General features: G+C 67.7%; 19 protein-coding genes, 1 tRNA gene and 1 other RNA gene. 10 read left to right on the top strand and 11 right to left on the bottom strand.

Annotation, left to right across the window (positions count from 1 at the left end; all coding sequences use genetic code 11):
* Window positions 1-11: 11 nt before the first annotated feature.
* The 4 genes from recR to ffs all read right to left on the bottom strand — a co-directional run bounded on the left by recR (window position 12) and on the right by ffs (window position 5,838).
* Window positions 12-608: a recombination mediator RecR gene (recR, locus tag RCH21_RS14175; RefSeq protein ID WP_120148569.1), complete on the bottom strand. Its 597-nt coding sequence runs from the start codon at window positions 606-608 to the stop codon at window positions 12-14.
* A 203-nt stretch (window positions 609-811) separates the two neighbouring features.
* Window positions 812-4,762, bottom strand: a complete 3,951-nt coding sequence (locus tag RCH21_RS14170) for a DNA polymerase III subunit gamma and tau (protein ID WP_326964933.1) — start codon at window positions 4,760-4,762, stop codon at window positions 812-814.
* Entirely contained in the window at window positions 4,759-5,712 is a 954-nt protein-coding gene (gene gluQRS / locus RCH21_RS14165) for a tRNA glutamyl-Q(34) synthetase GluQRS (RefSeq protein WP_326964932.1), read from the bottom strand. Before gluQRS ends, RCH21_RS14170 begins: the two co-directional genes overlap by 4 nt.
* Before the next feature lie 30 nt (window positions 5,713-5,742).
* Window positions 5,743-5,838, bottom strand: an RNA gene (gene ffs, locus RCH21_RS14160) — signal recognition particle sRNA small type.
* A 111-nt stretch (window positions 5,839-5,949) separates the two neighbouring features.
* Here ffs and RCH21_RS14155 point away from each other — a divergent pair.
* Window positions 5,950-6,034 (top strand) — tRNA-Ser (locus RCH21_RS14155).
* Between the two features lie 51 nt (window positions 6,035-6,085).
* Here RCH21_RS14155 and RCH21_RS14150 read toward each other — a convergent pair.
* The gene (locus RCH21_RS14150) at window positions 6,086-7,003 is read right to left on the bottom strand and encodes an oxygenase MpaB family protein (protein ID WP_326964931.1); all 918 of its coding nucleotides are present in this window, start codon (window positions 7,001-7,003) and stop codon (window positions 6,086-6,088) included.
* Between the two features lie 183 nt (window positions 7,004-7,186).
* Between RCH21_RS14150 and RCH21_RS14145 the strand changes: the two genes are divergently transcribed.
* A complete protein-coding gene (locus RCH21_RS14145) occupies window positions 7,187-7,690 on the top strand; it encodes a glutathione peroxidase (protein ID WP_120148566.1) in 504 nt (167 codons plus the stop codon).
* Window positions 7,691-7,714: 24 nt separating this feature from the next.
* Here RCH21_RS14145 and RCH21_RS14140 read toward each other — a convergent pair whose 3' ends face one another.
* Window positions 7,715-8,659: a hypothetical protein gene (locus RCH21_RS14140; protein WP_442784712.1), complete on the bottom strand. Its 945-nt coding sequence runs from the start codon at window positions 8,657-8,659 to the stop codon at window positions 7,715-7,717.
* An 82-nt stretch (window positions 8,660-8,741) separates the two neighbouring features.
* Between RCH21_RS14140 and RCH21_RS14135 the strand changes: the two genes are divergently transcribed.
* The 3 genes from RCH21_RS14135 to RCH21_RS14125 all read left to right on the top strand — a co-directional run bounded on the left by RCH21_RS14135 (window position 8,742) and on the right by RCH21_RS14125 (window position 10,729).
* Window positions 8,742-9,668 carry a ribokinase gene (locus RCH21_RS14135; protein ID WP_326964930.1) on the top strand — a complete coding sequence of 309 codons (927 nt, stop codon included), beginning with the start codon at window positions 8,742-8,744 and terminating at the stop codon, window positions 9,666-9,668.
* Between the two features lie 88 nt (window positions 9,669-9,756).
* Complete coding sequence (locus RCH21_RS14130; RefSeq protein ID WP_120148564.1) at window positions 9,757-10,056, top strand: type II toxin-antitoxin system VapB family antitoxin; 300 nt, start codon at window positions 9,757-9,759, stop codon at window positions 10,054-10,056.
* Window positions 10,049-10,729: a LytR C-terminal domain-containing protein gene (locus RCH21_RS14125; protein WP_326964929.1), complete on the top strand. Its 681-nt coding sequence runs from the start codon at window positions 10,049-10,051 to the stop codon at window positions 10,727-10,729. Before RCH21_RS14130 ends, RCH21_RS14125 begins: the two co-directional genes overlap by 8 nt.
* A 24-nt stretch (window positions 10,730-10,753) precedes the next feature.
* Here the strand turns inward: RCH21_RS14125 and aceB are convergent, their stop codons facing one another.
* Both aceB and aceA read right to left on the bottom strand, forming a co-directional pair.
* Window positions 10,754-12,382: a malate synthase A gene (gene aceB / locus RCH21_RS14120; protein WP_326964928.1), complete on the bottom strand. Its 1,629-nt coding sequence runs from the start codon at window positions 12,380-12,382 to the stop codon at window positions 10,754-10,756.
* 26 nt (window positions 12,383-12,408) lie between these two features.
* Window positions 12,409-13,740 (bottom strand): isocitrate lyase, encoded by a 1,332-nt coding sequence (gene aceA, locus RCH21_RS14115; protein WP_326964927.1) that lies wholly within the window; start codon window positions 13,738-13,740, stop codon window positions 12,409-12,411.
* Between the two features lie 125 nt (window positions 13,741-13,865).
* On the opposite strand from aceA, the gene RCH21_RS14110 reads away from it, so the two are divergent.
* A complete protein-coding gene (locus RCH21_RS14110; protein ID WP_326964926.1) occupies window positions 13,866-15,350 on the top strand; it encodes a helix-turn-helix domain-containing protein in 1,485 nt (494 codons plus the stop codon).
* Window positions 15,351-15,412: 62 nt separating this feature from the next.
* On the opposite strand, the gene RCH21_RS14105 is transcribed toward RCH21_RS14110, so the two are convergent.
* The 3 genes from RCH21_RS14105 to RCH21_RS14095 all read right to left on the bottom strand — a co-directional run bounded on the left by RCH21_RS14105 (window position 15,413) and on the right by RCH21_RS14095 (window position 17,676).
* Window positions 15,413-15,955, bottom strand: coding sequence for a DUF6328 family protein (locus tag RCH21_RS14105; protein WP_326964925.1), 543 nt, complete (start codon window positions 15,953-15,955; stop codon window positions 15,413-15,415).
* Entirely contained in the window at window positions 15,955-16,776 is an 822-nt protein-coding gene (thiD, locus tag RCH21_RS14100) for a bifunctional hydroxymethylpyrimidine kinase/phosphomethylpyrimidine kinase (RefSeq protein WP_326964924.1), read from the bottom strand. Before thiD ends, RCH21_RS14105 begins: the two co-directional genes overlap by 1 nt.
* Before the next feature lie 192 nt (window positions 16,777-16,968).
* Window positions 16,969-17,676, bottom strand: a complete 708-nt coding sequence (locus RCH21_RS14095; RefSeq protein ID WP_326964923.1) for a FadR/GntR family transcriptional regulator — start codon at window positions 17,674-17,676, stop codon at window positions 16,969-16,971.
* Between the two features lie 110 nt (window positions 17,677-17,786).
* On the opposite strand from RCH21_RS14095, the gene RCH21_RS14090 reads away from it, so the two are divergent.
* The 4 genes from RCH21_RS14090 to RCH21_RS14075 are packed head-to-tail and all read left to right on the top strand — an operon-like array spanning window position 17,787 to window position 22,633.
* A complete protein-coding gene (locus RCH21_RS14090; protein ID WP_120148556.1) occupies window positions 17,787-19,169 on the top strand; it encodes a GntP family permease in 1,383 nt (460 codons plus the stop codon).
* Window positions 19,169-19,939, top strand: a complete 771-nt coding sequence (locus tag RCH21_RS14085) for an SDR family oxidoreductase (RefSeq protein ID WP_326964922.1) — start codon at window positions 19,169-19,171, stop codon at window positions 19,937-19,939. The genes RCH21_RS14090 and RCH21_RS14085 overlap by 1 nt, the downstream gene beginning before the upstream one ends.
* Before the next feature lie 52 nt (window positions 19,940-19,991).
* A complete protein-coding gene (locus RCH21_RS14080) occupies window positions 19,992-21,011 on the top strand; it encodes a zinc-binding dehydrogenase (RefSeq protein ID WP_326964921.1) in 1,020 nt (339 codons plus the stop codon).
* Window positions 21,012-21,070: 59 nt separating this feature from the next.
* A complete protein-coding gene (locus RCH21_RS14075) occupies window positions 21,071-22,633 on the top strand; it encodes a gluconokinase (RefSeq protein WP_326964920.1) in 1,563 nt (520 codons plus the stop codon).
* Window positions 22,634-22,685 lie beyond the last annotated feature (52 nt).

Raw genomic sequence — 22,685 nt, 5'->3', positions numbered from 1 at the left:
GGAGCCTCCGGTCAGGACATGACGCGGCGGCCCTCGAAGGCTCGGCCGAGGGTCACCTCATCGGCGTACTCGAGGTCACCGCCCACGGGCAGACCGGAGGCGAGCCTAGTCACGGGGATGCCGATGGTCCTGAGCATGCGCACGAGGTAGGTGGCGGTCGCCTCGCCCTCGAGGTTCGGGTCCGTGGCGATGATGATCTCCTGGATCTGCTCGTCCGAGAGCCGGGCGAGCAGCTCGCGGATGCGCAACTGGTCCGGACCGACGCCGGCGATGGGGTTGATGGCGCCCCCGAGCACGTGGTACCTACCGCGGAAGGAGCGGGTGCGTTCGACGGCGATCACGTCCTTGGATTCCTCGACCACGCAGATCATGGTCGGATCACGGCGCGGGTCACGGCAGATCGCGCACTTCTCCTGCTCCGCCACATTTCCGCAGACGGTGCAGAACTTCACGCGTTCCTTCACAGTGGTGATCGCCGTGACGAGTCGCTTCATGTCGTCGCTGTCGGCTTCCAGGATGTGGAACGCGAGGCGCTGGGCCGACTTCGGCCCCACGCCGGGCAGGCGTCCGAGCTCATCGATCAGCTCCTGCACTGCGCCTTCGTACACGGTGTTCCTTCCCTGCAATCATCCGGTGATGCTCCTATGACACGTCCGGCCGGGCCGGGGATCATAGGAGTGTCCCGTCCCGCCTGATCAGCGGGACCGGGTACCTCTTCTATTGTCAGCCATACCTGATCTCGTTCCGCGCACGATGAGGCACGGCGGTTGTGCTCTCAGCGAGGTTCGGGAACGTCCGTCCTCCAGCCCGGCTACTGACCGTCGACGCCGCGTTCCTCGACGAGGCGCCCGTTGAGGATGCGCTCGATCGCGGTGCGTCCCACGAGTCCCGATTCCTCGATCGTCTCGTCGTCAGCGCTCGGTTCGTCCTCGACGAAGCGGAGGTCGACGGCGCCGAGGGCTGCGGCAGCTTCCTCTGCGCGCTTCCGCTCGGCTTCATCGAGCAGCTGCTGGTAGCGGCTGACCGGTTTCTGCAGCACGTTCTCGGCGGAGACCGGGCGCACCGGCGCGGCGGCCACGCTCGGAGAAGCCGAGCCGACAGCGCTGACCGGCCTGCCTGTCGCCGGGGAGGGGCGCTGGGACGAGGATGCAGCCGACGGATCGTGCCCCTCGCCGTCTGTCGCCGCCTGCTTGCCCTGAGCCGGTGCTGCTTGTCCGAGGTTCGCCCCGGCCTGGCCGTCGCCTTTCGCTGGAGGCGCGGCAGCCGGGGGACTCCACACCACACTGCGAGAAGGCGACTCGGGTGCTTGCCGGACGCCCGGGCCTGCTGGGCCGGAAGCAGGTTCGGCGGAGGGGTTACGCCGCGAGGCCGGTTCTTCCTGCGCGGGGCCGCCGGCCGCGCTCCTTCCGGCGGCAGTAGCCGGGTGTGAGCCGGACCGGGTTGCCTGATCGGTGCGTGATGGTGATGGTGACACGGCCCGGGCATTCGGCGCCGCCTGTCCGGACAGCTGTCGTGCCTGTGTGCGCGGCGGCTCGGCTGGCCGACGCTCATTCGGATCTTCGGGCACCGACCCCCAGCCCGGACCAGGGTCGAAAGCCTCTTCGGGAGGCTCGACGAGGGCCCAGGATTCGTCGGACATGGTTGGATCCCACGCGCTGACAGCTTCAGTCCCGGGATCGACGGGAGCACCCTGGCGGGCGGGGCCTCGTGGCCCTTGCGCAGTGGCATTGCCGGATGTGCGCGGGGCGGACCTCCGCGCAGCTACCGATGAAGGCTGCGCTGCAGATTCACGGTGCGTATCACCGGAGCCGACCGTGCTGCTGTTTGCGGCGGAGGGTGTGGACGCCTGAACGGCGTCAGCAGCTAACGATCCAGGCAGCGATGCAGATTGACGGTGCGTATCACCCGAGCCCACCGTGCTGCTGTCTGTGGCGGAGAGCGTGGACGCCTGAACGGCGCTATCGGCAACAGGCGTGCCTTCGGTGGCGGCAGTGCTCGCAGCGGCGTCAGTGCGAGCACTGCGGTCGGTTCGGTCGGTGACGGGAGCGTGCCTCGGAGCAGCGAACGCGGGGGTGTCGCCGACGCGTGCCGCCGGAGTCGGTGTACCTGCCGAATCCGCGGTACTGGTTCCGGCTGCGGGCCGCGTGCCATCCTGGCCGACTGGGACCTCGCTGGGAACGTGCATCGGTGGTAGGTGTGGCCCGGTAGGGCCGCTGCTGGCTTCGGGTGCAGGTACGGGTACGGGCTGAGCGCTGTCCGCTTCGACCGGTCTGCCGTCGGCCTCGGACGTGGGGATCGTGCTGCCAGAGGTGGCGGAACCGCCGGCAGGCGCGGCATGATCGGGACGCTGTTGCCCCCCGCCGCTTCCGGCGGAAGGCTGTGCATCCTGGCCGGTAGCAAGTCGGGGAGTGACGGGTGCGCCGAAGTTGTGCGCGGGCGCGGAGGAAGCCGGGCCCGGGTTCCTTCCCGGGCCGCTAGACGGTACTTTTGGGCCCGACTCACCCGCCCCGCCGGCGTCGTGTACTGCCTCGATGGAACAGGTGAGCCCAAGGACCTTGTGGATGGCCTGCTTCACGTTGTCCATGTGTGGACCACGCTGAAAGCCGATGGCGGTGCCCTGGTTGGCGAATGCCAGGACCAGTTGGTTGCCCTCGAACGACCGCGGTTTCGCGGAGACGTTCACGATGAGCCAGGTGGCTCGTTTGATCTTCGCTACCTCGTCCATGATCTCCGGCCAGGCGCGGCGGACCATCTCAATGTTTCCGCCCCCCGGCGAAGCCGGCTGTCCCTGGTGGCCCGGCTCGGGCGTTCGGGACTCCTGGCCCTGACCGTTTTGCACCGAGCCCTGCTCGGGTGCTCCAAGGGGCCGCTCGTACGTCTCCCGTGACGGGGGCGAAGCCGCCCGCTGCGGCGCTGTTCCAGGTCGGCCCGGCGCTTCGGCCCGGCCGTCAGCAGCCGCAGCCTGCTGATCCTGGGGAGCCTCGGCCCGCTCGCCCGTCGAGGCGCCTGGTTCCCGCGCTGCGGGAGCGTCCGCGCTTCGGTCCGGGACAGACCCTGGTCCGGCTCCGTGCCCATCGTCGTGCGCTCCGGCGGTCGCATGCGCATCCTGTGGCTGAGCGGTCGGAACATCCTGGCGCGGGGTTGCGGCGCCCGATGTCACCGGGCCTGGTGTTGCCGGCCCCGGCGAGCCAGCTGGGGCCGACGGTGCTGACGATTCCGCCGGGCCCGACGAAGCGGGTGTCCGACCGGGAGCAGGTGCTGACCCTGTGGCTGCTGGAGGCTGGTCCGGTGTCTCCCGCGGCTTTGCGTTCTCGAAGGCAGATCCGGCTGACACACCCCACGCGGCGCCCCAATCCGGTGATGAATCAGCCGAGGCAGGGGCCGCGCCGGGTCGATCGGCGCGGCCGGCAGCAGGGACCGCCGGGGACTGCGCACCCTGGATTGCTGCAGGAACGGCGGGGGCTGCCGGGTCGGCGGCAGGAAGCGACCAGCTGGCCGCTGCCTCCTCGGCGGTGCGGGGGACGTCGAGCCGTGCTCGTGCCGGCGGTTTCGGAGCTGCGTCGGCGTCGGCGTCGACCTGGGGGGTGGGAGCACCACCGGCGTATTCGAGGCGACGCTCGATGCGGTCCACCCGGGCGAGGGTGCCGCGCGCCGTGGCATCCGCCGCCGGGAGCAACAGCCGCGCGCAGAGCAGTTCGAGGTGCAGGCGCGGCGAGGTGGCGCCGGTCATCTCGGTCAGCGCGGTATTGGTGACGTCTGCGTCACGGGACAGCTCTCCGGCACCAAGCTGTGTCGCCTGGGTGCGCATGCGGTTCAGCTGATCGTCCGGAACTCCGCGGAGGATGGACGCAGCACCCTCCGGCACGGCGTTGATGACGATCAGGTCGCGGAACCGTTCCAGCAGATCCTCGACGAAGCGACGTGGGTCATGACCGGTCTGGATGACGCGGTCCACGGCGTCGAACACGGTTCCCGCATCTCCGGCAGCGATGGAGTCGACGACGTCGTCGAGCAGGGTTGCATGCGTGTAGCCGAGGAGTGATACCGCCAGCTCATAGTCGAGCCCCGCCTCACCTGCGCCGGCCATGAGCTGGTCGAGCACCGAGAGCGAGTCGCGGACGGAGCCGCCTCCAGCCCGGATGACGAGGGAGAGTACGCCGGGGGCCACCGGCACGTTCTCCTGCCGGCACAGCAGTTCCAGGTAGCCCATGAGGGGCTCCGGCGGGACGAGCCGGAAGGGATAGTGGTGTGTCCGCGAGCGGATGGTGCCGATCACCTTGTCCGGCTCGGTGGTCGCGAAGATGAAGAGGATGTGCTCCGGCGGCTCCTCCACGATCTTCAGCAGTGCGTTGAAGCCGGCCGACGTGACCATGTGGGCCTCGTCGATGATGAAGATCTTGAAGCGGTCACGGACCGGGGCGAACGTCGCGCGCTCGCGGAGGTCCCGGGCGTCGTCGACGCCACCGTGGCTGGCAGCGTCGATCTCGATGACGTCCAGGCTGCCGGACCCGTTGCGTGCGAGCTCGACACAGCTGTCACAGGTTCCGCAGGGCGTCGAGGTGGGGCCCTGGGCACAGTTGAGGCAACGGGCGAGGATACGGGCCGAGGTGGTCTTGCCGCAGCCGCGCGGACCGGAGAACAGGTAGGCGTGGTTGATGCGGTCCTTGTCGATGGCCGCCATCAGGGGTCCGGTGACGTGCTCCTGACCGATGACGTCCGCGAAGGTCTCGGGACGGTAGCGGCGGTAGAGGGCTGTACTCACGGATGAACCTTATCGGTTGGTGCTGACGGTTTACATGCCGGGTCGACGGCGGTGGAGGACAGGGTCGCCGGATCCACGACCCAGGGGTGGCGCGGCAGCCGGCCGGGGTCGAAGGCTGCGAGGGCCGCGTCGAGCGATCCGCACGGAAGGCCGAGGGACGAGAGGATGATGCCCAGGACCGCGGGCGCCGTGCAGCCCTGGCCGGCGAGGTCCTCCAGTGTCACAGCGCCATCCCGTTTTGCCAAGCGGCGGCCCCCTGCCGTGACCGCCAGCGGGACATGGGCGTAACTGGGGGCCGCCAGGCCGAGCAGCGATGCGAGATGGGACTGCTGTGGAGCAGAGGTGAGCAGATCGTCACCGCGCACCACCTGGTCGATTCCCTGGGCGGCGTCATCGACGACGACGGCGAGGTTGTAGGCGATCACGCCGTCATTCCTCCGCAGCACGATGTCGTCGACCGGAGCGGAGACACGCCCGGCCAGCACGTCCTCGACGACCCACGCGGCGACCCCGGATCGCAGCCGGAGCGCCGGCCTGCGTCCGTCCCGCCGTCGGGCCCGCTCTCCGTCGCCGAGATCACGGCACGTTCCGGGATAGGAACCAGGGCGCATATGCGGTGCGCTCGCGGCCTCGGCGACGTCGCGGCGCGTGCAGAAGCATTCATAGGTGAGGCCCCGCGCGATCAGGAGGTCCAGTGCCGCCGTGTACCGGTCGGTCTGCTCGCTCTGACGGAGGACGGGGGAGTCGGACCGGATTCCTAGGGCTGACAACTCGGTCAGCTGCTCGGCCTCGGCGCCCGCGCGGGCACGGTCCAGGTCCTCGACGCGGATCAGGAACCGTCGGCCCGTCGACCGTGCGAACAGCCACGCCAGGACGGCGGTGCGGAGGTTGCCGACGTGCAACCGGCCGGAGGGGCTGGGTGCGAACCGACCGGCGCCCGTCTCTGCCACCGTGCCCCCCTGCTGCTGTGCTCGCTTAAAAGTGAAGACCCCTCATGCACCTGCCAGAGCCCGCTTACCCTTGCTACCTTCCGGTCCTGGGGGAGTTCACAGGATGACACCACATGAGGGGCCGGGAAATAGTCTACACAGTCGAATGCGCCGCTTTCGAATCGTCGGAGCGCCCCGGACCACGGACGATTCGGCAGGATGCCCTTGTATGGGTATTCTGGTATCTGCTCCAAATGAGGAGGATTCGCCTAGCGGCCTATGGCGCACGCCTGGAACGCGTGTTGGGTTCACGCCCTCGGGGGTTCAAATCCCCCATCCTCCGCTTGTAGCTTCGAACAGCAGGACCCCGGCCCACCAGCCGGGGTCCTGATGTTTAAGCTGTCCGGGGCCCGGCGGTACCGCTGACCCGGCGGATCCGGTTCTTCGCCGCAGTCTCCGCGGGCCCCTCAGGGCCGAGGCCCAGCCGGATCACCCCGAGGACGAGCCTGACGGCGCTGCGGATGGGCAGGGGGATCGGCCCGAGGGATGGAACGCGGAGCCCGAGCATCTCGCGGTGCCTCGGCTCGAGCGTTGCGACCGCCCCGGCGAAGAGGACCCGGTAGCCGAGTCGCTGCGATCGGGGAAGCGGCGGGCGGCGGATGTAGGTCAGCGCCTCCTGCACCTGGTCGCTGTTGGCCAGTTCGTCATCGAACGCTGCAAGTTGCGACCGGAGCTCGGCCTCCGACCGCGGTGGGTCCTCGAGCCCCATGAGCTCACCGGCGGCGGCCCACTCCGCCACGTACTCGTCCACTCCGCCGGGAATGGCTCCGCCGTACGCGGCGTGCGCGGCCACGAAGGCGTCGGTGAAGGCCAGATGCACCCAGCGGATCAGGTCCGGATCCGCTGCGGAGTAGGGCTTCTCGGTGCCGCGGCTGTCGACGTAGGTGCCGCGGACCCTGGTGTGGAGCCGCTGCACGAAGGCCGAGCCCTCCTGCGCGGCGACCCTCGAGCCGTAGGTGACGGTGAAGATCCAGCGGATCGTGTTGGCCAGGCGCCCGAGTGGCTCCTCACGGAAGCTCGAATGCGCATGCACGCCGGCCATGGCGCCCGGGTGCAGCGCCTGGAGCAGCAGGGCACGGATGCCCGCGACGGTCGGGGTCATGGAGCTGTGAACCGTCCACACGGCGGAGCCGACGGGGAAATACCCGAGGTCGTCGCCGTTCTCGAACTCGAACTGCCATGGGGGAATGGTGGGATCACCGTCGGTGAAGGTGGTGCGGAGCTGCGTCTTCCACGCGGCGATGATTCCCATACGGCGATCCATCCTGTCGGTGACCCTACCGCCGGCTGCAGTACCTCGGCCGGCGTGCGTGCGGCCTCCGGGCCGTCGTCCCTTCCAACGTCCTGCCGCTTCGATTTGCTCCTGCCATGGGTTCCCCATCCGCATGGCACAGTGGAACGAAGCAGGAGCACCACCACCTACCAGGGAGCAGCCATGTCCTCGTCCGATGTGTACGGGATCGACCTGACCATGAACGACGGCAGCCCGAAGTCCTTCGGCGACTTCCGCGGGCATCCTGTCCTCGTGGTCAATGTGGCCTCGAACTGCGGCTTCACGCCTCAGTACGCGGGCCTCGAGGAGCTCTACCGCAGGTATTCCGCCGAGGGCCTCGTGGTGCTCGGCATGCCCTGCAACCAGTTCCTGGGACAGGAACCGGGGAACGACGGCGAGATCGCCGAGTTCTGCTCGACCACCTTCGGCGTGACCTTCCCGCTCCTGGCCAAGGGCGATGTCCGCGGCAGGGACCAGCATCCGCTCTACGAGAAGCTGACCACCTTCAGGAACGGTGTGCTGCCGGGCCTCGTGAAATGGAACTTCGAGAAGTTCCTCGTGGACCGCGACGGCGAGATCGTCGCCCGGTTCGCACCGACCGTGGAGCCGGACGCGCCCGAGGTCATCACCGCGATCGAGGACGTCCTTGCCAGGCCCGCCGCCTGATCCCACCGACTGGTGGGCGGCAGCTCACCTTCCCGGGCTGGAGACGTCCTGGCGGAGTGAAGCCACGCACCGTGTGAGGAAAGCGGCCCCGGCATCCTCGTGGATGAGTGCACCCTCGGTGATAATCTCGTAGGGTTTCGCCGGAACCCCGTCGGCAGGGCGGACATCGACGTGCGCGACGTCGAACCCCTGCTCGTGCAGGTAGTCGGCCATGGCGTAGTCCGTGCGGGAATCGCCGACGGTCCACCACCTGTGCGGAATGTCCACGAGGGGCGCGATGAGCGTGAGGGCGCGGTCGGCGCCCACATCCTTGCCGACCCGGACCGACTCGATGTCGGTGGAGATGATCGTCGGGTCGACGCGGTACTCGATGTGCCCGTCGCTGTCCGGCACCTCCCTGCCGAGCCGGCAGGCCCCCATGTCATGGCTGTGCATGATGTCGAGCACGTCGTCGTCGAACGCCCGCTGGCTCACGAGGTAGTCGGTGCTAGCGACGGCGAGCGACTGCTCCACCGAGACCATCGCGAGCTTCGTCTCGTCGAAGAACATGATCTCGGAGTACTTCTCCTCCACGAGGTCCCGCACGTCGTCGGCGAAACTGACGGGCAGGGCGAGTCCGGTGTCGACGAAGACCTGGCCCGCGCCGTCGGCCGTGAACGAGAACCACGTGGCGCCCTTCTCGCACACGGCATGGAAGGTGATGCCGGCGGGTATGCCTGCAGCGATCATCGGCGCCATCACCTGCTCCCTGATGAACGCGTCGGATCGGCCGGTGTTGAACACGACGGGCCATCCCATGGACGCAAGGGTGAGCAGATCGGTGATGATGCCCTCGGGGACCGTGCGTGTCAGCGGACTCGCGACGGGTCCGTCGACGTCGAGCAGCAACCCCTGGACACCGTGTCCCGGGGCGGGAGAAGACGGTGCAGGGGCGTCGGGGAGCATGTCGATAGGGGCGTCCGTAGGCATGTTCCCATTATGTTCCAGCAGCGCGTCCACCTTCCATTCGGTGACGTTCGGCCGTTTCCGGCGGCGTGGAAGACTTTCACGCATGGAGAGCGCACCATCGGGCATCGTCGTCGTCGGGTCCATCAACGTGGACCTCGTCATCACCCTCGAACGGCACCCGCACCCGGGTGAGACCGTCCTGGGCCGATCGATGGCGGTGCTGCCCGGTGGCAAGGGTGCCAACCAGGCCGTGGCCGCGGCGTTGCTCGGAGCCGATGTCACCATGATCGGTGCCGTGGGCTCGGATGCGTATGCCGACACCGCGCTCTCGGCACTGACCACCGCCGGCGTGGACCTCCGGGGTGTGAGCCGCACGGACGGCGGTACCGGCGTCGCCGTCGTGGAGGTATCCGACGACGGCGAGAACACCATCGTGGTGGTCCCCGGCGCGAACGCGGAGGTCACGTCCGAACTCGTGTCCGCGTCAGCGGACGTCATCAGGGGCGCGGCCGTCGTCGTCGTTCAGGGTGAACTCCCTGCCGCCTCGATCGGGGTCGCTGTCCGGACTTCGGCCGGGCGGGTGATCATCAACCTGGCGCCCGTCATCGCCCTCGACCGCCAGGTGCTTCTCCGGGCGGATCCGCTGGTGGTCAACGAGCACGAGGGGGCGCTCGTCCTCGCGCAGTTCGGTGGTGATCCTGATGCTGACCACGTCGCCGTCGTGGAGGCCCTCCTTGCCTGCGGCTTCGCATCCGTGGTGATGACGCTCGGTGGAGCCGGGGCACTCGTGACCGAGGGCGGTCGCGTCCGCGCCATACCCGCGCCCCGCGTCCCCACGGTGGACACGACCGGCGCGGGCGATGCCTTCGTCGGTGCGCTCGCTGCACGGCTCTGCGAAGGAGAAAGCCTCGACGCTGCCGTCCGGTTCGCCGTCCGGGTCGGTTCCTACGCCGTCCAGCACGCCGGTGCGCAGCCCTCCTACCCCGCGTCCGGCGACGAGCTGCCCGCTCTGTCCACCCATGCCTCCTGAGGCTCCGGGCGTAACCATTGGGCCACGAGATGGCCCCTGCAGGGTGCCCACGTTCCCTTTGGCCCCTGCGATTACCTAGGCTGTACCAGTGATCTTCAAAGCAGTGAGTGACGGCCGACCGTACCCCGACCACGGACACGTGACCCCCAAGGACTGGGCAGAGGTGGCGCCGAGGCAAGTGCGGCTCGACGAACTCGTGACCACCAAGACGACGCTCGACCTCGAGGCCCTGCTCGCCGAGGACTCGACATTCTTCGGCGACCTGTTCCCGCATGTGGTGCAGTGGAACGAGACGATGTACCTCGAGGACGGACTGCACAGGGCCGTCCGGACCGCGCTGCACCAGCGAACCATCCTGCATGCGAGAGTCCTCGTGCTCAATGACTGAGCAGGACTCGCCGCGCCGGCAACGGGCGCAGGCGAAGCGCGATCCGACCGAGTGGCACGGACATCGGATCGTCACCGAGACGGACCTCGGCGCCGTCTTCGAGGAGGACGACGCCGCGCGCCGCCGTCGCTCATCCATGCGGAGGATCCGCCACGGAGTGGTGCTCGTCCTGCTGATCGGCCTCGTGGCGGCGGCCGTGTACGTTGCGCTCGGCATAGCCCGCGGGGACATCAGCATCGGTGCGTCCGAGCCCTCGCCGGAGCCCACCTCGACCTGCCCGGCCGGGCCCTTCGACTACCAGGACCCGAGTGCCATCACGGTCGACGTCTTCAACAGCACCACCATCGACGGGCTCGCCACGACGGCGGCGGACCAGCTCCGCGGACGGGCCTTCGCCGTACGGGATATCGGCAACAAGCAGGTGGGCCCGACAGGCATGACCGCCATCATCATCTCCGGCGAGGGCGGGCGCGCCAACGCCTTCACGCTGCAGCGGACCATCCCCGATTCCCTCTATGTGGCCGATGAGCGCGAGGACCGGACGGTGGACGTCGTCGTCGGGACGTCCTACGCAGGGATCATCCCGCCCGAGGGGATCGACATCACCCCGGCGGCGCTGCGGTGCGCGGGTGAGGACCAGCCGACACCGACTCCCGCGCCGACCGCCCCGTAGGGGGCGCCCGACGCCCGCGGCGTCTCAAGCAGCGGCCAGGGTCATGCCGTCCCGCAGGTACTTCAGGTAGGCGGTGACCGTCAGGAAGGCCGGGAACCTCTCACCGAGTGCCACCTCCTCGAAGACCTCACGGGCTTCGTCGAAGCGGTCGCCGTCGAAACGGGGGAGTGCATCGAACTCCTCGTCGAGCAGGCAGGTGACCCATTCCCGGGTGATGATGTCGCCGTCGTCCGTGATGGCGGTCGAATAGATCCACTGCCAGATCTGCGATCGCGAGATCTCCGCCGTGGCGGCGTCCTCCATCAGGTTGTTGATCGCTGCGGCACCGTGGCCGCGCAGCCAGGACTCGATGTAACGGACCCCGATCTCGAGGTTGTCCCGCACGCCGCGCTCGGTGATGGTGCCCGGGGTCGAGGCGATGTCGAGCAGGGCCCGGTCATCGGGTACGACGTCGTCGCGCAGGCGATCGATCTGGTTCGGCCGGTCGCCGAGCTTCGCGTCGAAGACCTCCATCGCCACCGGTACGAGGTCGGGATGCGCGACCCACGAGCCGTCGAAGCCGTCGTCGGCCTCGCGGGACTTGTCCGCGCGCACCCTGTCCAGGGCGAGGGCATTGGCTTCGCCGTCCCGCCGGTTGGGGATGAAGGCCGCCATGCCACCGATAGCGTGGGCGCCGCGCCGGTGGCACGCACGGACGAGTTGCTCGGTGTAGGCCCGCATGAAGGGAGCCGTCATGGTCACCGCGTTGCGGTCCGGCAGCACGAAGCGCGGGCCTCGCGTGCGGAAGTTCTTGATCACCGAGAAGATGTAGTCCCATCGGCCCGCATTCAGCCCCGACGAGTGGTCCCGGAGCTCGTACAGAATCTCCTCCATCTCGAAGGCGGCCGTGATGGTCTCGATCAGCACTGTGGCGCGGATGGTGCCCTGCGGTATCCCGAGGAGCTGCTGGGCCTGGATGAAGATGTCGTTCCACAGCCGCGCCTCCAGGTGGTTCTCTATCTTGGGCAGGTAGAAGTAGGGGCCACGGCCCTGCTGGACGAGCGTGCGCGCATTGTGGAAGAAGTAGAGGGCGAAATCGAGGAGCCCGCCGGCGACGGCGACGTCCTGGATGAGGACGTGCTTCTCCGGCAGGTGCCAGCCCCGGGGCCGGACGACGATCGTCGGCAGTCCGTCGCGGGCGCCCTGCACGCGGTAGTCCTTACCCTCCAGGGACGTGAAGTCGATGCGCCCCGCGAGTGCATCCTTGAGGTTCAGCTGCCCGCCGATCACGTTGGACCACGACGGCGTCGAGGAGTCCTCCATGTCGGCGAGCCATACCTTCGCCCCGGAGTTCAGGGCGTTGATCGTCATCTTGCGGTCCACGGGGCCGGTGATCTCGACGCGGCGGTCCTCGAGACCGGGCGCAGGGGATGCCACCTGCCAGGATGCGTCCTCCCGGATGTGCCGGGTCCCGGGAAGGAATCGGGGATCGACGCCGGCGGCGACAGCCTGTCGCTGACGGCAGCGGTGGTCGAGGAGCTCCTCGCGTCGCTTGTGCGTGGCCAGGTGCAGCGCCTTGACGAAGTCGAGGGCATCACGCGTGAGGATCTCGCCCTGGCGCTGCACGGGTGGAGCGGTAAGGGTGATGCCGTTCAGGGTGTAATGGTGATTCATGGCGTGCTCCTGGAGGTTTGGGAGTTCTAGTGGAATTGCTGGGTCTCGGTGGATCCGGCGAGTGCGAGGGTGCTGCCCGTGGGATTCAGGGCGGTGGCGATCTGGTCGAAGTACCCGGTGCCCACCTCGCGTTGGTGCCGGGTGGCGGTGTAGCCGCGGGACTCGGCGGCGAACTCGCGCTCCTGGAGCTCGACGTACGCGCTCATCCCGTCCTGGGCGTAACCGTTCGCGAGTTCGAACATGGAGTAGTTGAGCGCATGGAAGCCGGCGAGGGTGATGAACTGGAAGGTGAAGCCCATGGCGCCGAGTTCGCGCTGGAAGGTCGCGATCGTCGCGTCGTCGAGGTGCTTGCGCCAGTTGAAGGACGGCGAGCAGTTGTAGGCGAGCATCTGGTCGGGGAACTCGGCCTTGATGCCCTCGGCGAAGCGGCGAGCCAGGTCGAGGTCCGGTGTGCCGGTCTCCATCCAGAGCAGGTCCGCGTAGGGCGCGTACGCCCGGCCGCGGGCAATGCACGCTTCGAGGCCGTTGTGCACATGGTAGAAACCCTCCGGGGTGCGCTCGCCGGTGACGAAGGGCTGGTCCCGTTCGTCGACGTCGGACGTGATGAGCGTCGCGGCCTCGGCATCGGTGCGGGCGACGATGACGGACGGCGCCCCCGCGACGTCGGCTGCGAGACGAGCCGCGTTCAGGGTCCGCACGTGCTGTTGGGTGGGGATCAGGACCTTGCCGCCGAGGTGCCCGCACTTCTTCTCGGACGCGAGCTGGTCCTCCCAGTGGATCCCGGCCGCGCCCGCCTGAATCATCGATTTCATGAGTTCGTACGCGTTCAACGGCCCGCCGAAGCCGGCTTCGGCGTCTGCGACGATCGGCACGAGCCAGTCCTCGACCGTCGACGTACCCTCGGCCCACTCGATCTGGTCGGCTCGGAGCAGCGCGTTGTTGATACGCCGGACCACGGTGGGTACCGAGTTCGCCGGGTACAGGGACTGGTCGGGGTAGGTGTGGCCCGAGGTGTTGGCATCGGCGGCCACCTGCCAGCCCGAGAGGTAGATGGCACGAAGCCCGGCCTTGACCTGCTGTACGGCCTGGTTTCCCGTGAGCGCGCCGAGGGCATTCGTATAACCGCCGGAGCCAGCCTCGGTGGTCAGCTGGTGCCACAGCTTCTCGGCGCCGCGACGGGCCAGGGTGTGCTCCTCCTGGACGCTACCGCGGAGCCGGACGACGTCGGCGGCCGAGTAGTCGCGCCGGACACCGTCCCAGCGCGGGTCGGCCGACCACTCGAGGGCGAGTGCCTCGGCGGCCGCTGCCGCCCCCTGCGGTCCTTCGGTGGGACTCGAGCTGCCTGAGTGCTGTGTCATTGCTGTCTCCTTGGTCCATCGCCGGATTGCCCCAGCGGGTGTAGAACCAACAATTCGTGAGTTCTACAGGACTTCCTAGACCAGAACGCTGGGAAGAAACGCACTTCTTCGCGTACCGTCAAGAAATGACGACTCCCGCGTGGGCCCGACCCCTACCCGCAACCCCGCCACGAGGGCAGGGCGCCCCACTGGACCTGATCAGCCTGGGACGGCGTGTGCGGCATCTGAGGAAGGCGAAGGGCATGACGCTCGACGAACTCGGGACCGCCGTGGGAACGGTCGCCTCGCAGCTGTCACTGATCGAGAACGGCAAGCGTGAACCGAAGCTGAGCATGCTGCAGCGTCTCGCAGTGGCCCTCGACGTGACGATCGACGACCTGCTGGGTTCGGAGCCGCCGTCGCGCCGTGCCGCACTCGAGATCGAGCTGGAGCGTGCCCAGCGTGGTCCCCTCTACGAGGCACTGGGCCTGCCGAAGGTCCGCATCTCCTCCCGGCTGCCGATGGAGGTGCTGGAATCCCTCGTGGGCCTGCAGGGTGAGCTGGAGCGGCGGCTCGACGAGCAGGTCGCGACGCCCGAGGAGGCGCGCCGGGCCAACGTCGAGCTGCGTGCCGTCATGCGCGAGCGCAACAACTATTTCCCGGAGATCGAGGCGCAGGCGCAGACCGTGCTCGACGCCGTCGGGTACACCACAGGTCCCGTGTCCCAGCACCTCATCGCCGACATCGCCACGCACCTGGGCTTCTCGCTGCACCACGTCAATGACCTGCCCCATTCCACGAGGTCCGTCACGGACCTGAAGAACCGCCGGATCTACCTGACGCAGTCCCAACGCACCGACCACGACCCGCGGTCGGTGCTGCTCCAGGCACTCGGCCACTACGTGCTGGAGCACCGGACACCGGAGAACTACGGGGAGTTCCTGCGGCAGCGGGTGGCGACGAACTACTTCGCCGCGGCGCTCCTGCTGCCGGAGCGGCCCACGGTGGAGTACCTCGAACGGGCCAAGGCGGCGAAGGAGATCGCGGTCGAGGACATCCGGGATACCTTCGCCGTGTCCTATGAGACCGCCGCGCACCGCTTCACCAACCTGGCGACCGAACACCTCGGCATCCGCACGCACTTCCAGAAGACCCACAAGAGCGGCATCATCTACAAGGCCTACGAGAACGACGGCGTGACCTTCCCGCAGGACCACACTGGCGCGATCGAGGGCCAGCCGTCATGCCGGCGGTGGACCTCCCGGGTGGTGTTCGACGTGCAGGACAAGTTCCGGGCCTACAACCAGTACACCGACACCCCGAGCGGCACCTTCTGGTGCACGGCGCGGACCGAGCGTGCGGCGAGCGGCGAGTTCTCGCTCAGCATCGGTGTGCCCTATGCGCAGGTGAAGTGGTTCCGGGGACGGGACACGGACATCCGCGAGAAGTCCTTCTGCCCCGACGAGTCATGCTGCCGGCAGCCGCCGCCGGACCTGGCGCGGGAGTGGGCGGGACACGCGTGGCCGAGTGCCCGGGCGCACTCGCACCTGCTCGCGGCCATGCCGCCGGGAGCATTCCCCGGCGTCGACGAGACCGAGGTGTACTCGTTCCTGGCAGCGCACTCAGGGTGACGTGATGCGTTCCGTCGTCAGGTCCGCCGTCGTCAGGTCCGCTGTCGTCAGGTCCGCTGTCGTCAGGTCCGCTGTCGTGAGCTGCGCTGCCGGATTGCCCGACGGCGGACGGCCAGCGGGTAGGCGACCCAGAGGACAAGCACCAGGACCAGGACGGATCCCGCGACCGTGAGCCCTGCGGCCCGGTTCAGCACGAGGTCGAAGATGAGCCAGGCCGTGCCCGCGAGGACCAGTCCCACGAGGGCGATCGTCGTACGGATCATCGCCCCTGTATGCCGGACGAGTGTGGCCTTCACCCGCAGCCCGAACAGGACACGGTGCAGGTTGACCGAGGTCAGGACCAGGGCCGTGATCAGGGCCGACAGGCACACCAGGCAGAGATAGACGGCCACCTGGACGTCGTCGAGTTCGGTGAAGCGGCTCTGGAACGGCAGTGTCAGCAGGAAGCCCGTCAGGATCTGGATGCCCGTCTGCATGACGCGCAGCTCCTGCAGCATCTCCTGCCAGTTCCGGTCGAGGCGTTGGTTGATGCTCTCGCCACGTCCGTCGTCGTCCGCCGGACTGCTTACTCCGGGTCTGTCATGGCCCCGCCGACGGCTTGCCACTATGCGTGCGCGCCGCCTTGCCAGACGGCGTCGAACGGGGCATTGGACGCGACCCGGTCGCGAATCCCCTCGGTGACGAAGGTTTTGGCGGTGCGGGCGGCGTCGAGCGGTGCCGCACCCTTTGCGAGTTCTGCGGCGATGGCCGCGGCGAGCGTGCAGCCGGCGCCACTGACGGCGACGTCGCCGACCTTGGGGGCGGACAGGACCTCGAGGGTCTCGCCATCGAAGTAGACGTCGACGGCGTCGGGGCCCTCGATGCGCACGCCGCCCTTGGCGAGCACGACGGCGCCGCTCTCGCGGTGGATGATGCGGGCGGCTTCCTTCAGGTCCTCGATGTTCTCGATGGTGATGCCGGAGAGCGACTCGGCCTCGAAGTGGTTGGGGGTGACGAAGGTGGCCAGCGGCAGGATGTTCGCCTTGAGTGCCTGGTCGGTGTCGAGCGCGGCGCCGGGCTCCTGGCCCTTGCAGATGAGCACCGGATCGAGGACCACGTTGTCCCACTCCTGGCTTTTCAGGGCGGCCGCCACCGTGTCGATCGTCGCAGGCGTACCCAGCATCCCGAGCTTGACCGTGCGGAGCGGGTAGCAGGACTGGATGGCCTCGAGCTGATCGGCGATGACCTGCTGCTCGACCGGTACGAAGCGGTGCTGCCACTCGTTCTCCGGGTCGAACGAGACGATGCATGTCAGCGCCACGATGCCGTAGACGCCGAGTTCCTGGAACGTCCTGAGGTCGGCCTGCGCGCCGGCGCCGCCCGTCGCCTCGGAGCCGGCAATGGTCAGGGTGATGGCGGGGGGCGAGGACGTCTGGGTGGGGAACATTTCCCTAGTGTGCCCGAGCGGCGCGGGAGCTTCCACTCCCTCCGGCGCGGGGATCCGATGGAGCATCGCGCTCGGTGTGAGGTAGTCGACGGCGGAGCGAACAGCCCGAGGGTCGGCGAGCTCGCGCAGAACGGGATGGCTGCGCTACAGCGGTCGTCCTCGTGCCTGAGCGAGTCGGCACTTCTCGCTGGATCAGAGGTCGCTGAGTTCCTGCCAGACTTCCATCACTACTGCCCGCGCGTACTGCTCCGCCAGGTTCTCATCCCGGCTCATGATGGCGCGGGCCACTCCTTCATGGTTGTCGAACGCGACCGCGACCGGGTGTGCAGGTGAGAGGCCCAGATCGGTGCGGCTTGCCAGCACCTCCGTCACGATTCCATGGAGGGAGGCGATCATGTCATTGCCGCTTGCGGCGAGAAGTAGTGCGTGAAAGGCGATGTCGGTCTCGAGGTAGGGCTGCTCGTGGCCTCGGCCGGCCTCGCCGAGGATGCGCAGGCGACTCGCAAGTTCCAGCAACTCAATTCCTACTTCAGCCGTCGCCCGGCGCGCGGCGAGGCGGGCGGCAGTCGGCTCGAGGGCGAGCCGCATCTCGGTCAGCCGGTGCAGTTGAGCCAGCCGTTCCGCTCCGGTCAGCCGCCAGCGGATCAACTGGGGGTCCAGGACGCTCCACGACGTGGCGGGGAGTACGGTCACACCGACTCGCCGCCGGGATTCGACCATGCCCATCGATTCGAGAATCCGTACGACTTCGCGGATCACCGTTCGGGAGACCCCGGCCTCGTCCTCCAGCTGGGCGAGCGTGATCACGCTGCCCGCCGGCCGGACGCCCTGGACGATCTCCGTGCCGAGTCGTTCGAGGATGGAATTGTGCAGCACCGGAGCGGGTGACAGGTTTGGCATGCTGCGACTCAAAGGTGTGATCTTTCTTGCTATAAATGTGATCTTTGTGACACACTATCGCTTCATATGCGAAATTGCCCCTATGGGCCTGAACATCGATGGAGAGTTCTGTGGAAACCTGGACCCAAACATTAGGCGCGGGGCCCCTGCTGGGTATCGCGGCCGGCGCTATCGCCCTGATCCTCATCCTGGTCATTCGATTCAAGGTGCACGCGTTCCTCACCCTCGTCCTCGTGTCACTCGTGACCGCGTTCGCAACCGGGATCCCGACGGGCGAGATTGTCACCACCTTGGTGACCAGCTTCGGCACGACCCTCGGTTCGGTGGCCCTGCTGATCGGGCTCGGAGCGATGCTGGGCAAGATGATCGAGCACAGCGGTGGTGCCCGGGTCCTCGCGGACAAGCTGGTCGACGTCTTCGGCGAACGGCGTGCACCGTTCGCCCTCGGACTCGCCTCATTGCTCATGGGCTTCCCGATCTTCTTCGACGCGGGCCTGATCGTGATGCTGCCCATCATCTTCGCCGTCGCCCGCCGCATGGGTGGCACGAACGTGCTGCTGTACGGCATTCCCGCCGCGACCGCATTCTCGGTGATGCACGTCTTCGTGCCGCCACATCCCGGCCCGGTCGCAGCAACCGAGCTCTATGGCGCCAACCTCGGGCTCGTGCTCCTCATCGGCCTGCTGATCGCCTTCCCGGTCTGGTACGTCACGGGCTACATGTGGGGCAAGTTCGTCGCCACCAAATACATCCTCCCGGTCCCAGCACTGTTCGGCACGCTCGATGACGACCAGCCGACCAACCCGCCCAAGTTCTCCACCGTAATCGCCATGCTGTTGCTGCCGCTGGTCCTCATCTTCATGAACACAGGCCTCGACTTCCTCAACGCCGCAGGCGTCGTCAACGCCGAGGAGCAGACCTGGGTGCAGGTCCTGACTGCCATCGGTTCGTCCCCGGTTGCGTTGCTGATCTCCGTTCTCGTCGCGACCGCGGTTCTGGGTCACCGGCGGGGCGAGAACGGCACGGCCCTGGAAAAGGTGCTCGACTCCGCTCTGGGCCCGGTCTGCTCCGTCATCCTCATCACCGGCGCAGGCGGGATGTTCGGTGGGGTGCTTCGTGCCTCCGGTATCGGCGACGCCCTCTCGGACTCCCTGGCCTCCATCGGCCTGCCGATCATCCTCGCGGCATACGTCATCGCCGTCATCCTCCGCGTCGCGCAGGGCTCGGCAACGGTGGCACTGGTCACCACGGCCGGACTCATGGCTCCCGCCGTGCTGGCCGGCGGATTCAGTCCCCTCGAAATCGTCGCCATCACGCTCGCCAGCGCAGCCGGATCCGTGTTCGCCAGCCACGTCAATGACTCCGGCTTCTGGCTTGTCGGCCGGCTCATGGGGATGGACGTGAAGACCACGCTCAAGACCTGGACCGTTCAGCAGTCGCTCGAATCCGTGGGCGGATTCGCACTGACCCTCGTCGTCTTCTGGCTCGGCTGATGACACCGGCCCTCTTCGATCTCACAGATCGGCTTGCACTGGTCACCGGTTCTTCCCGGGGACTGGGTCACGCTCTCGCTACCGGTCTGGCGAACGCTGGAGCCCGCGTGGTGGTGCACGGACGTGACGTAGCGGCTGTGGCGCGTGCCGCAGACAGCATCGGCGATGCGACGGGTCGGATGCCGGCGACGTCGACCTTCGACGTCACGGACGCGGGCGCGGCGGCGCGGGGTATCGCCGCGCTCGTAGCGGAGCATGGCGTGCCGGACATCCTCGTCAATAACGCAGGCATCCAGCGGCGGGCACCGTTCAACGACTTCGACGTGGCCGACTGGGACGACATCGTCACGACGAACATGTCGAGCGTCTTCTACGTCTCCCAGCCGGTCACGCGGGCGATGGCAGAGCGCGGCTCGGGCAAGGTCATCAACATCGGCTCGGTCCAGTCGATGCTCGCCCGGCAGACCATCGCGCCGTACTCGGCGACCAAGGGTGCCGTGGCCATGCTCACCAAGGGCATGGCCGCCGATCTTGCCCGCTTCAACATCCAGGTCAACACGATTTCTCCTGGCTACTTCGCGACCGAGATGAACCGCGCGCTGGTCGAGGACGAAGCATTCAACGCCTGGGTCATCAATCGCACCCCTGCTCAAAGGTGGGGGAAGTTCGAGGAGCTCCTCGGGACTCTCATCTACCTGGCCTCCGACGCGTCGTCCTTCGTGTCCGGCCAGAACATCTTCGTCGATGGCGGCATGACGTCCGTCGTCTGATGAAACCGACGGCGGCTGCGATCGCCCGAGTGAAAGTGAAAGGTTGGTCGACATGAGAGCACTCGTCATCAATGGGAGGCTCGATCTCGTTGAGACCGAACTGCCCACACCCGAGCCCGGTCCGGGGCAGGTCCGACTCCGGATGGCCTATGGGGGCATCTGCGGGTCCGACCTCCACTACTACAACGAGGGCGCCAACGGAGAGTACGTTGTGCGTGAACCACTCGTTCCGGGCCACGAGGTGTCGGGCTCCGTGGACGTGGATCCGTCCGGAGACCTTGCCCCCGGTACTCCGGTCACTGTGCACCCTGCGACCTTCGGGAAGCCTGAGCCTGGCATCGAAGACCGCCGTCACCTGTGGCCCGGGGGCGCCTACCTCGGTAGCGCGTCGACCCAGCCACACACCCAGGGGGGGATGAGCGAGTTCCTCATCGTCGACAGGGACATGGTTCGAACCCTTCCCGCCGGGCTGTCGTTGCGACGAGCAGCCCTCGCCGAGCCGTTGGGCGTGGGACTGCACGGGATCACGGTGGCTGGTGGAGTCCAGGGCAAGCAGGTCCTCGTGTCCGGATCAGGACCTATCGGCCTCCTGACCGCAGCCGCCTGCCTGGCCGAGGGGGCAGCTGAGGTGACCTCCACGGATGTGCTCGCCGGACCGCTGGAGCGCGCTCGGCGGCTCGGCGTGCACGGCACTGTCCAGGTCGGGACCGAAGAAATCCCCGCGGCGGCATTCGATGTCGTGTTGGAGTGTTCCGGCGTCCATGCCGCCGTCAATGCAGCTCTGCTGGCCGCTCGTCGGGCGGGCATCGTCGTGCAGGTAGGGATGGTTCCGAACGAGCCCCGCGGGATCAATCTCGCTCCGCTGATCTCGAAGGAACTCCAGCTTCGGGGGGCCTTCCGATTCAACGACGAGATCGACCGCGCGATCGAACTGCTCGACGAGAATCCAGCAATCGAGGACGTGATCACCCACGAGCTGCCAGCCGACCGGGCGGTCGAGGCATTCGCGGTCGCAAAGGATTCCGCGACCTCCGGCAAGGTCGTCATCTCCCTGTGGCACGGTGACTCGTGAGCACGCCTCCAACCGCCGCGAGCGAAGCTCAGCCGGAATCAGCTTCGACGGAGCTGGTCGTGATAGGCGTCGACCTGGGCACGACCAACACCAAGGCTGTTGCCTTCCGGACCGATGGCACGCTGGAGGCGTCGCATTCGGCGGGCTACCCATTGAACGAGCCTCATCCTGGGCACGCAGTCCAGGACCCGCAGCTCATCCTGGCCGCAGTGCTCGAGTCTGTGCGCGAGGTCGTGTCCCAGGTGGGGGCGCATCGAGTTGCCGGCATCTCCTTCAGTTCGGCCATGCACAGTCTCATCGGTCTCTCCCCGGCCGGTACCCCGCTCACCGAGGTCATCACGTGGGCCGACACCCGGGCCCGCGTGCAAGCCGAGCGCCTTCGTGCTTCGGTCGGCGGGCTGGCCCTGCACCGGCGCACGGGCACGCCCATGCATCCGATGTCCCCGCTTCCCAAGCTCGTCTGGTTCCGCGAGCAGGAGCCGAAGCTGTGTGAAAAGATCGGATTCTGGGTCGGCATCAAGGAATTCGTGCTCCTGCAACTCTGCGGCGCGCTGGTGGTAGATCATTCCATCGCCTCGGCGACCGGCCTGATGAACATGAATACGCTGGCATGGGATGAGGAAGCCCTCAGGATCGCAGGTGTCCAGCCTGAGCAATTACCGGAGATCGTGCCGACCACAACCGTGTTGTCCGCGCTCACCGACGACGCCGCTGCCGCAATGGGCCTTCCCCGCACGACGCCGGTGGTCGTCGGCGCCGCAGATGGGCCACTGGCGAATCTAGGGGTGGGTGCGGTGCGCCCCGGCGTGGCTGCCTGCTCGATCGGAACCAGCGGGGCCCTACGTGTAGCAGTCGACCGGCCAGCGGTTGATCCGCTCGGCGGGGTGTTCTGCTACGCACTCACGTCCAGCCGGTGGGTGGTCGGTGGTGCCATCAACAACGGTGGGGTGGTGCTCGGGTGGGCGGGGGATGCAATCGCCCCGGACCTGGCCGAACCGGCGGAGGAAGAGCTACTGGCCCTGGCAGCAAGGGTCGCACCCGGGTCCGGGGGGCTGCTGATGCTGCCTTACCTGCTGAGCGAGCGGGCTCCGCACTGGAGCTCTCTTCCACGTGGCGCCTATGTGGGTCTTACCCGAGCACATCGTCGTGAGCACCTGGTCCGTGCCGCGCTCGAAGGAGTCTGCCTCCAGCTGGCGCTGGTGTTGCATTCCATGCGTGCCGCTGGACTCGAGGTCCATAGCATCAGGGCCACAGGGGGCGTCATGCGCAGCCCGCTGTGGCGACAGCTTCTCGCTGACACGTTCGGCATGCCGATCGAATTCGCGCACGGGCAGGAGGGCTCCGGCTTCGGTGCGGCGCTGCTCGGCATGGAGGCCCTGGGCCTCATCGACTCGATCGACGTCGTCGTCGACATGGTGAAGATCGAGCAGACGGTGCGACCGCAGCCGGCAGCCGCCGCGGTGTACGCCTCCCTGCTGCCGGTGTTTGCCGAGCTGTACAACGCCCTCGTGCCCACGTTCACGTCCCTGCGACGGCTCGCACCGTCACTCCCTATCGACCTTGACCTGGGCGAAGGAAGAACCACGGCCGATCCTTCAACAGAAGGCAACACCGCTCGATAAGACCTCTCCGAGTGGGTCCATCGCTCTCCTCGCCTCGTCCGGAAAGTCGGAG

The organism is Arthrobacter sp. PL16 (assembly GCF_035985055.1).
GTDB lineage: Bacteria > Actinomycetota > Actinomycetes > Actinomycetales > Micrococcaceae > Arthrobacter_D > Arthrobacter_D cheniae.
The sequence above is the reverse complement of the archived record's forward strand: the minus strand, read 5'-3'. Positions and strand labels throughout refer to the sequence as shown.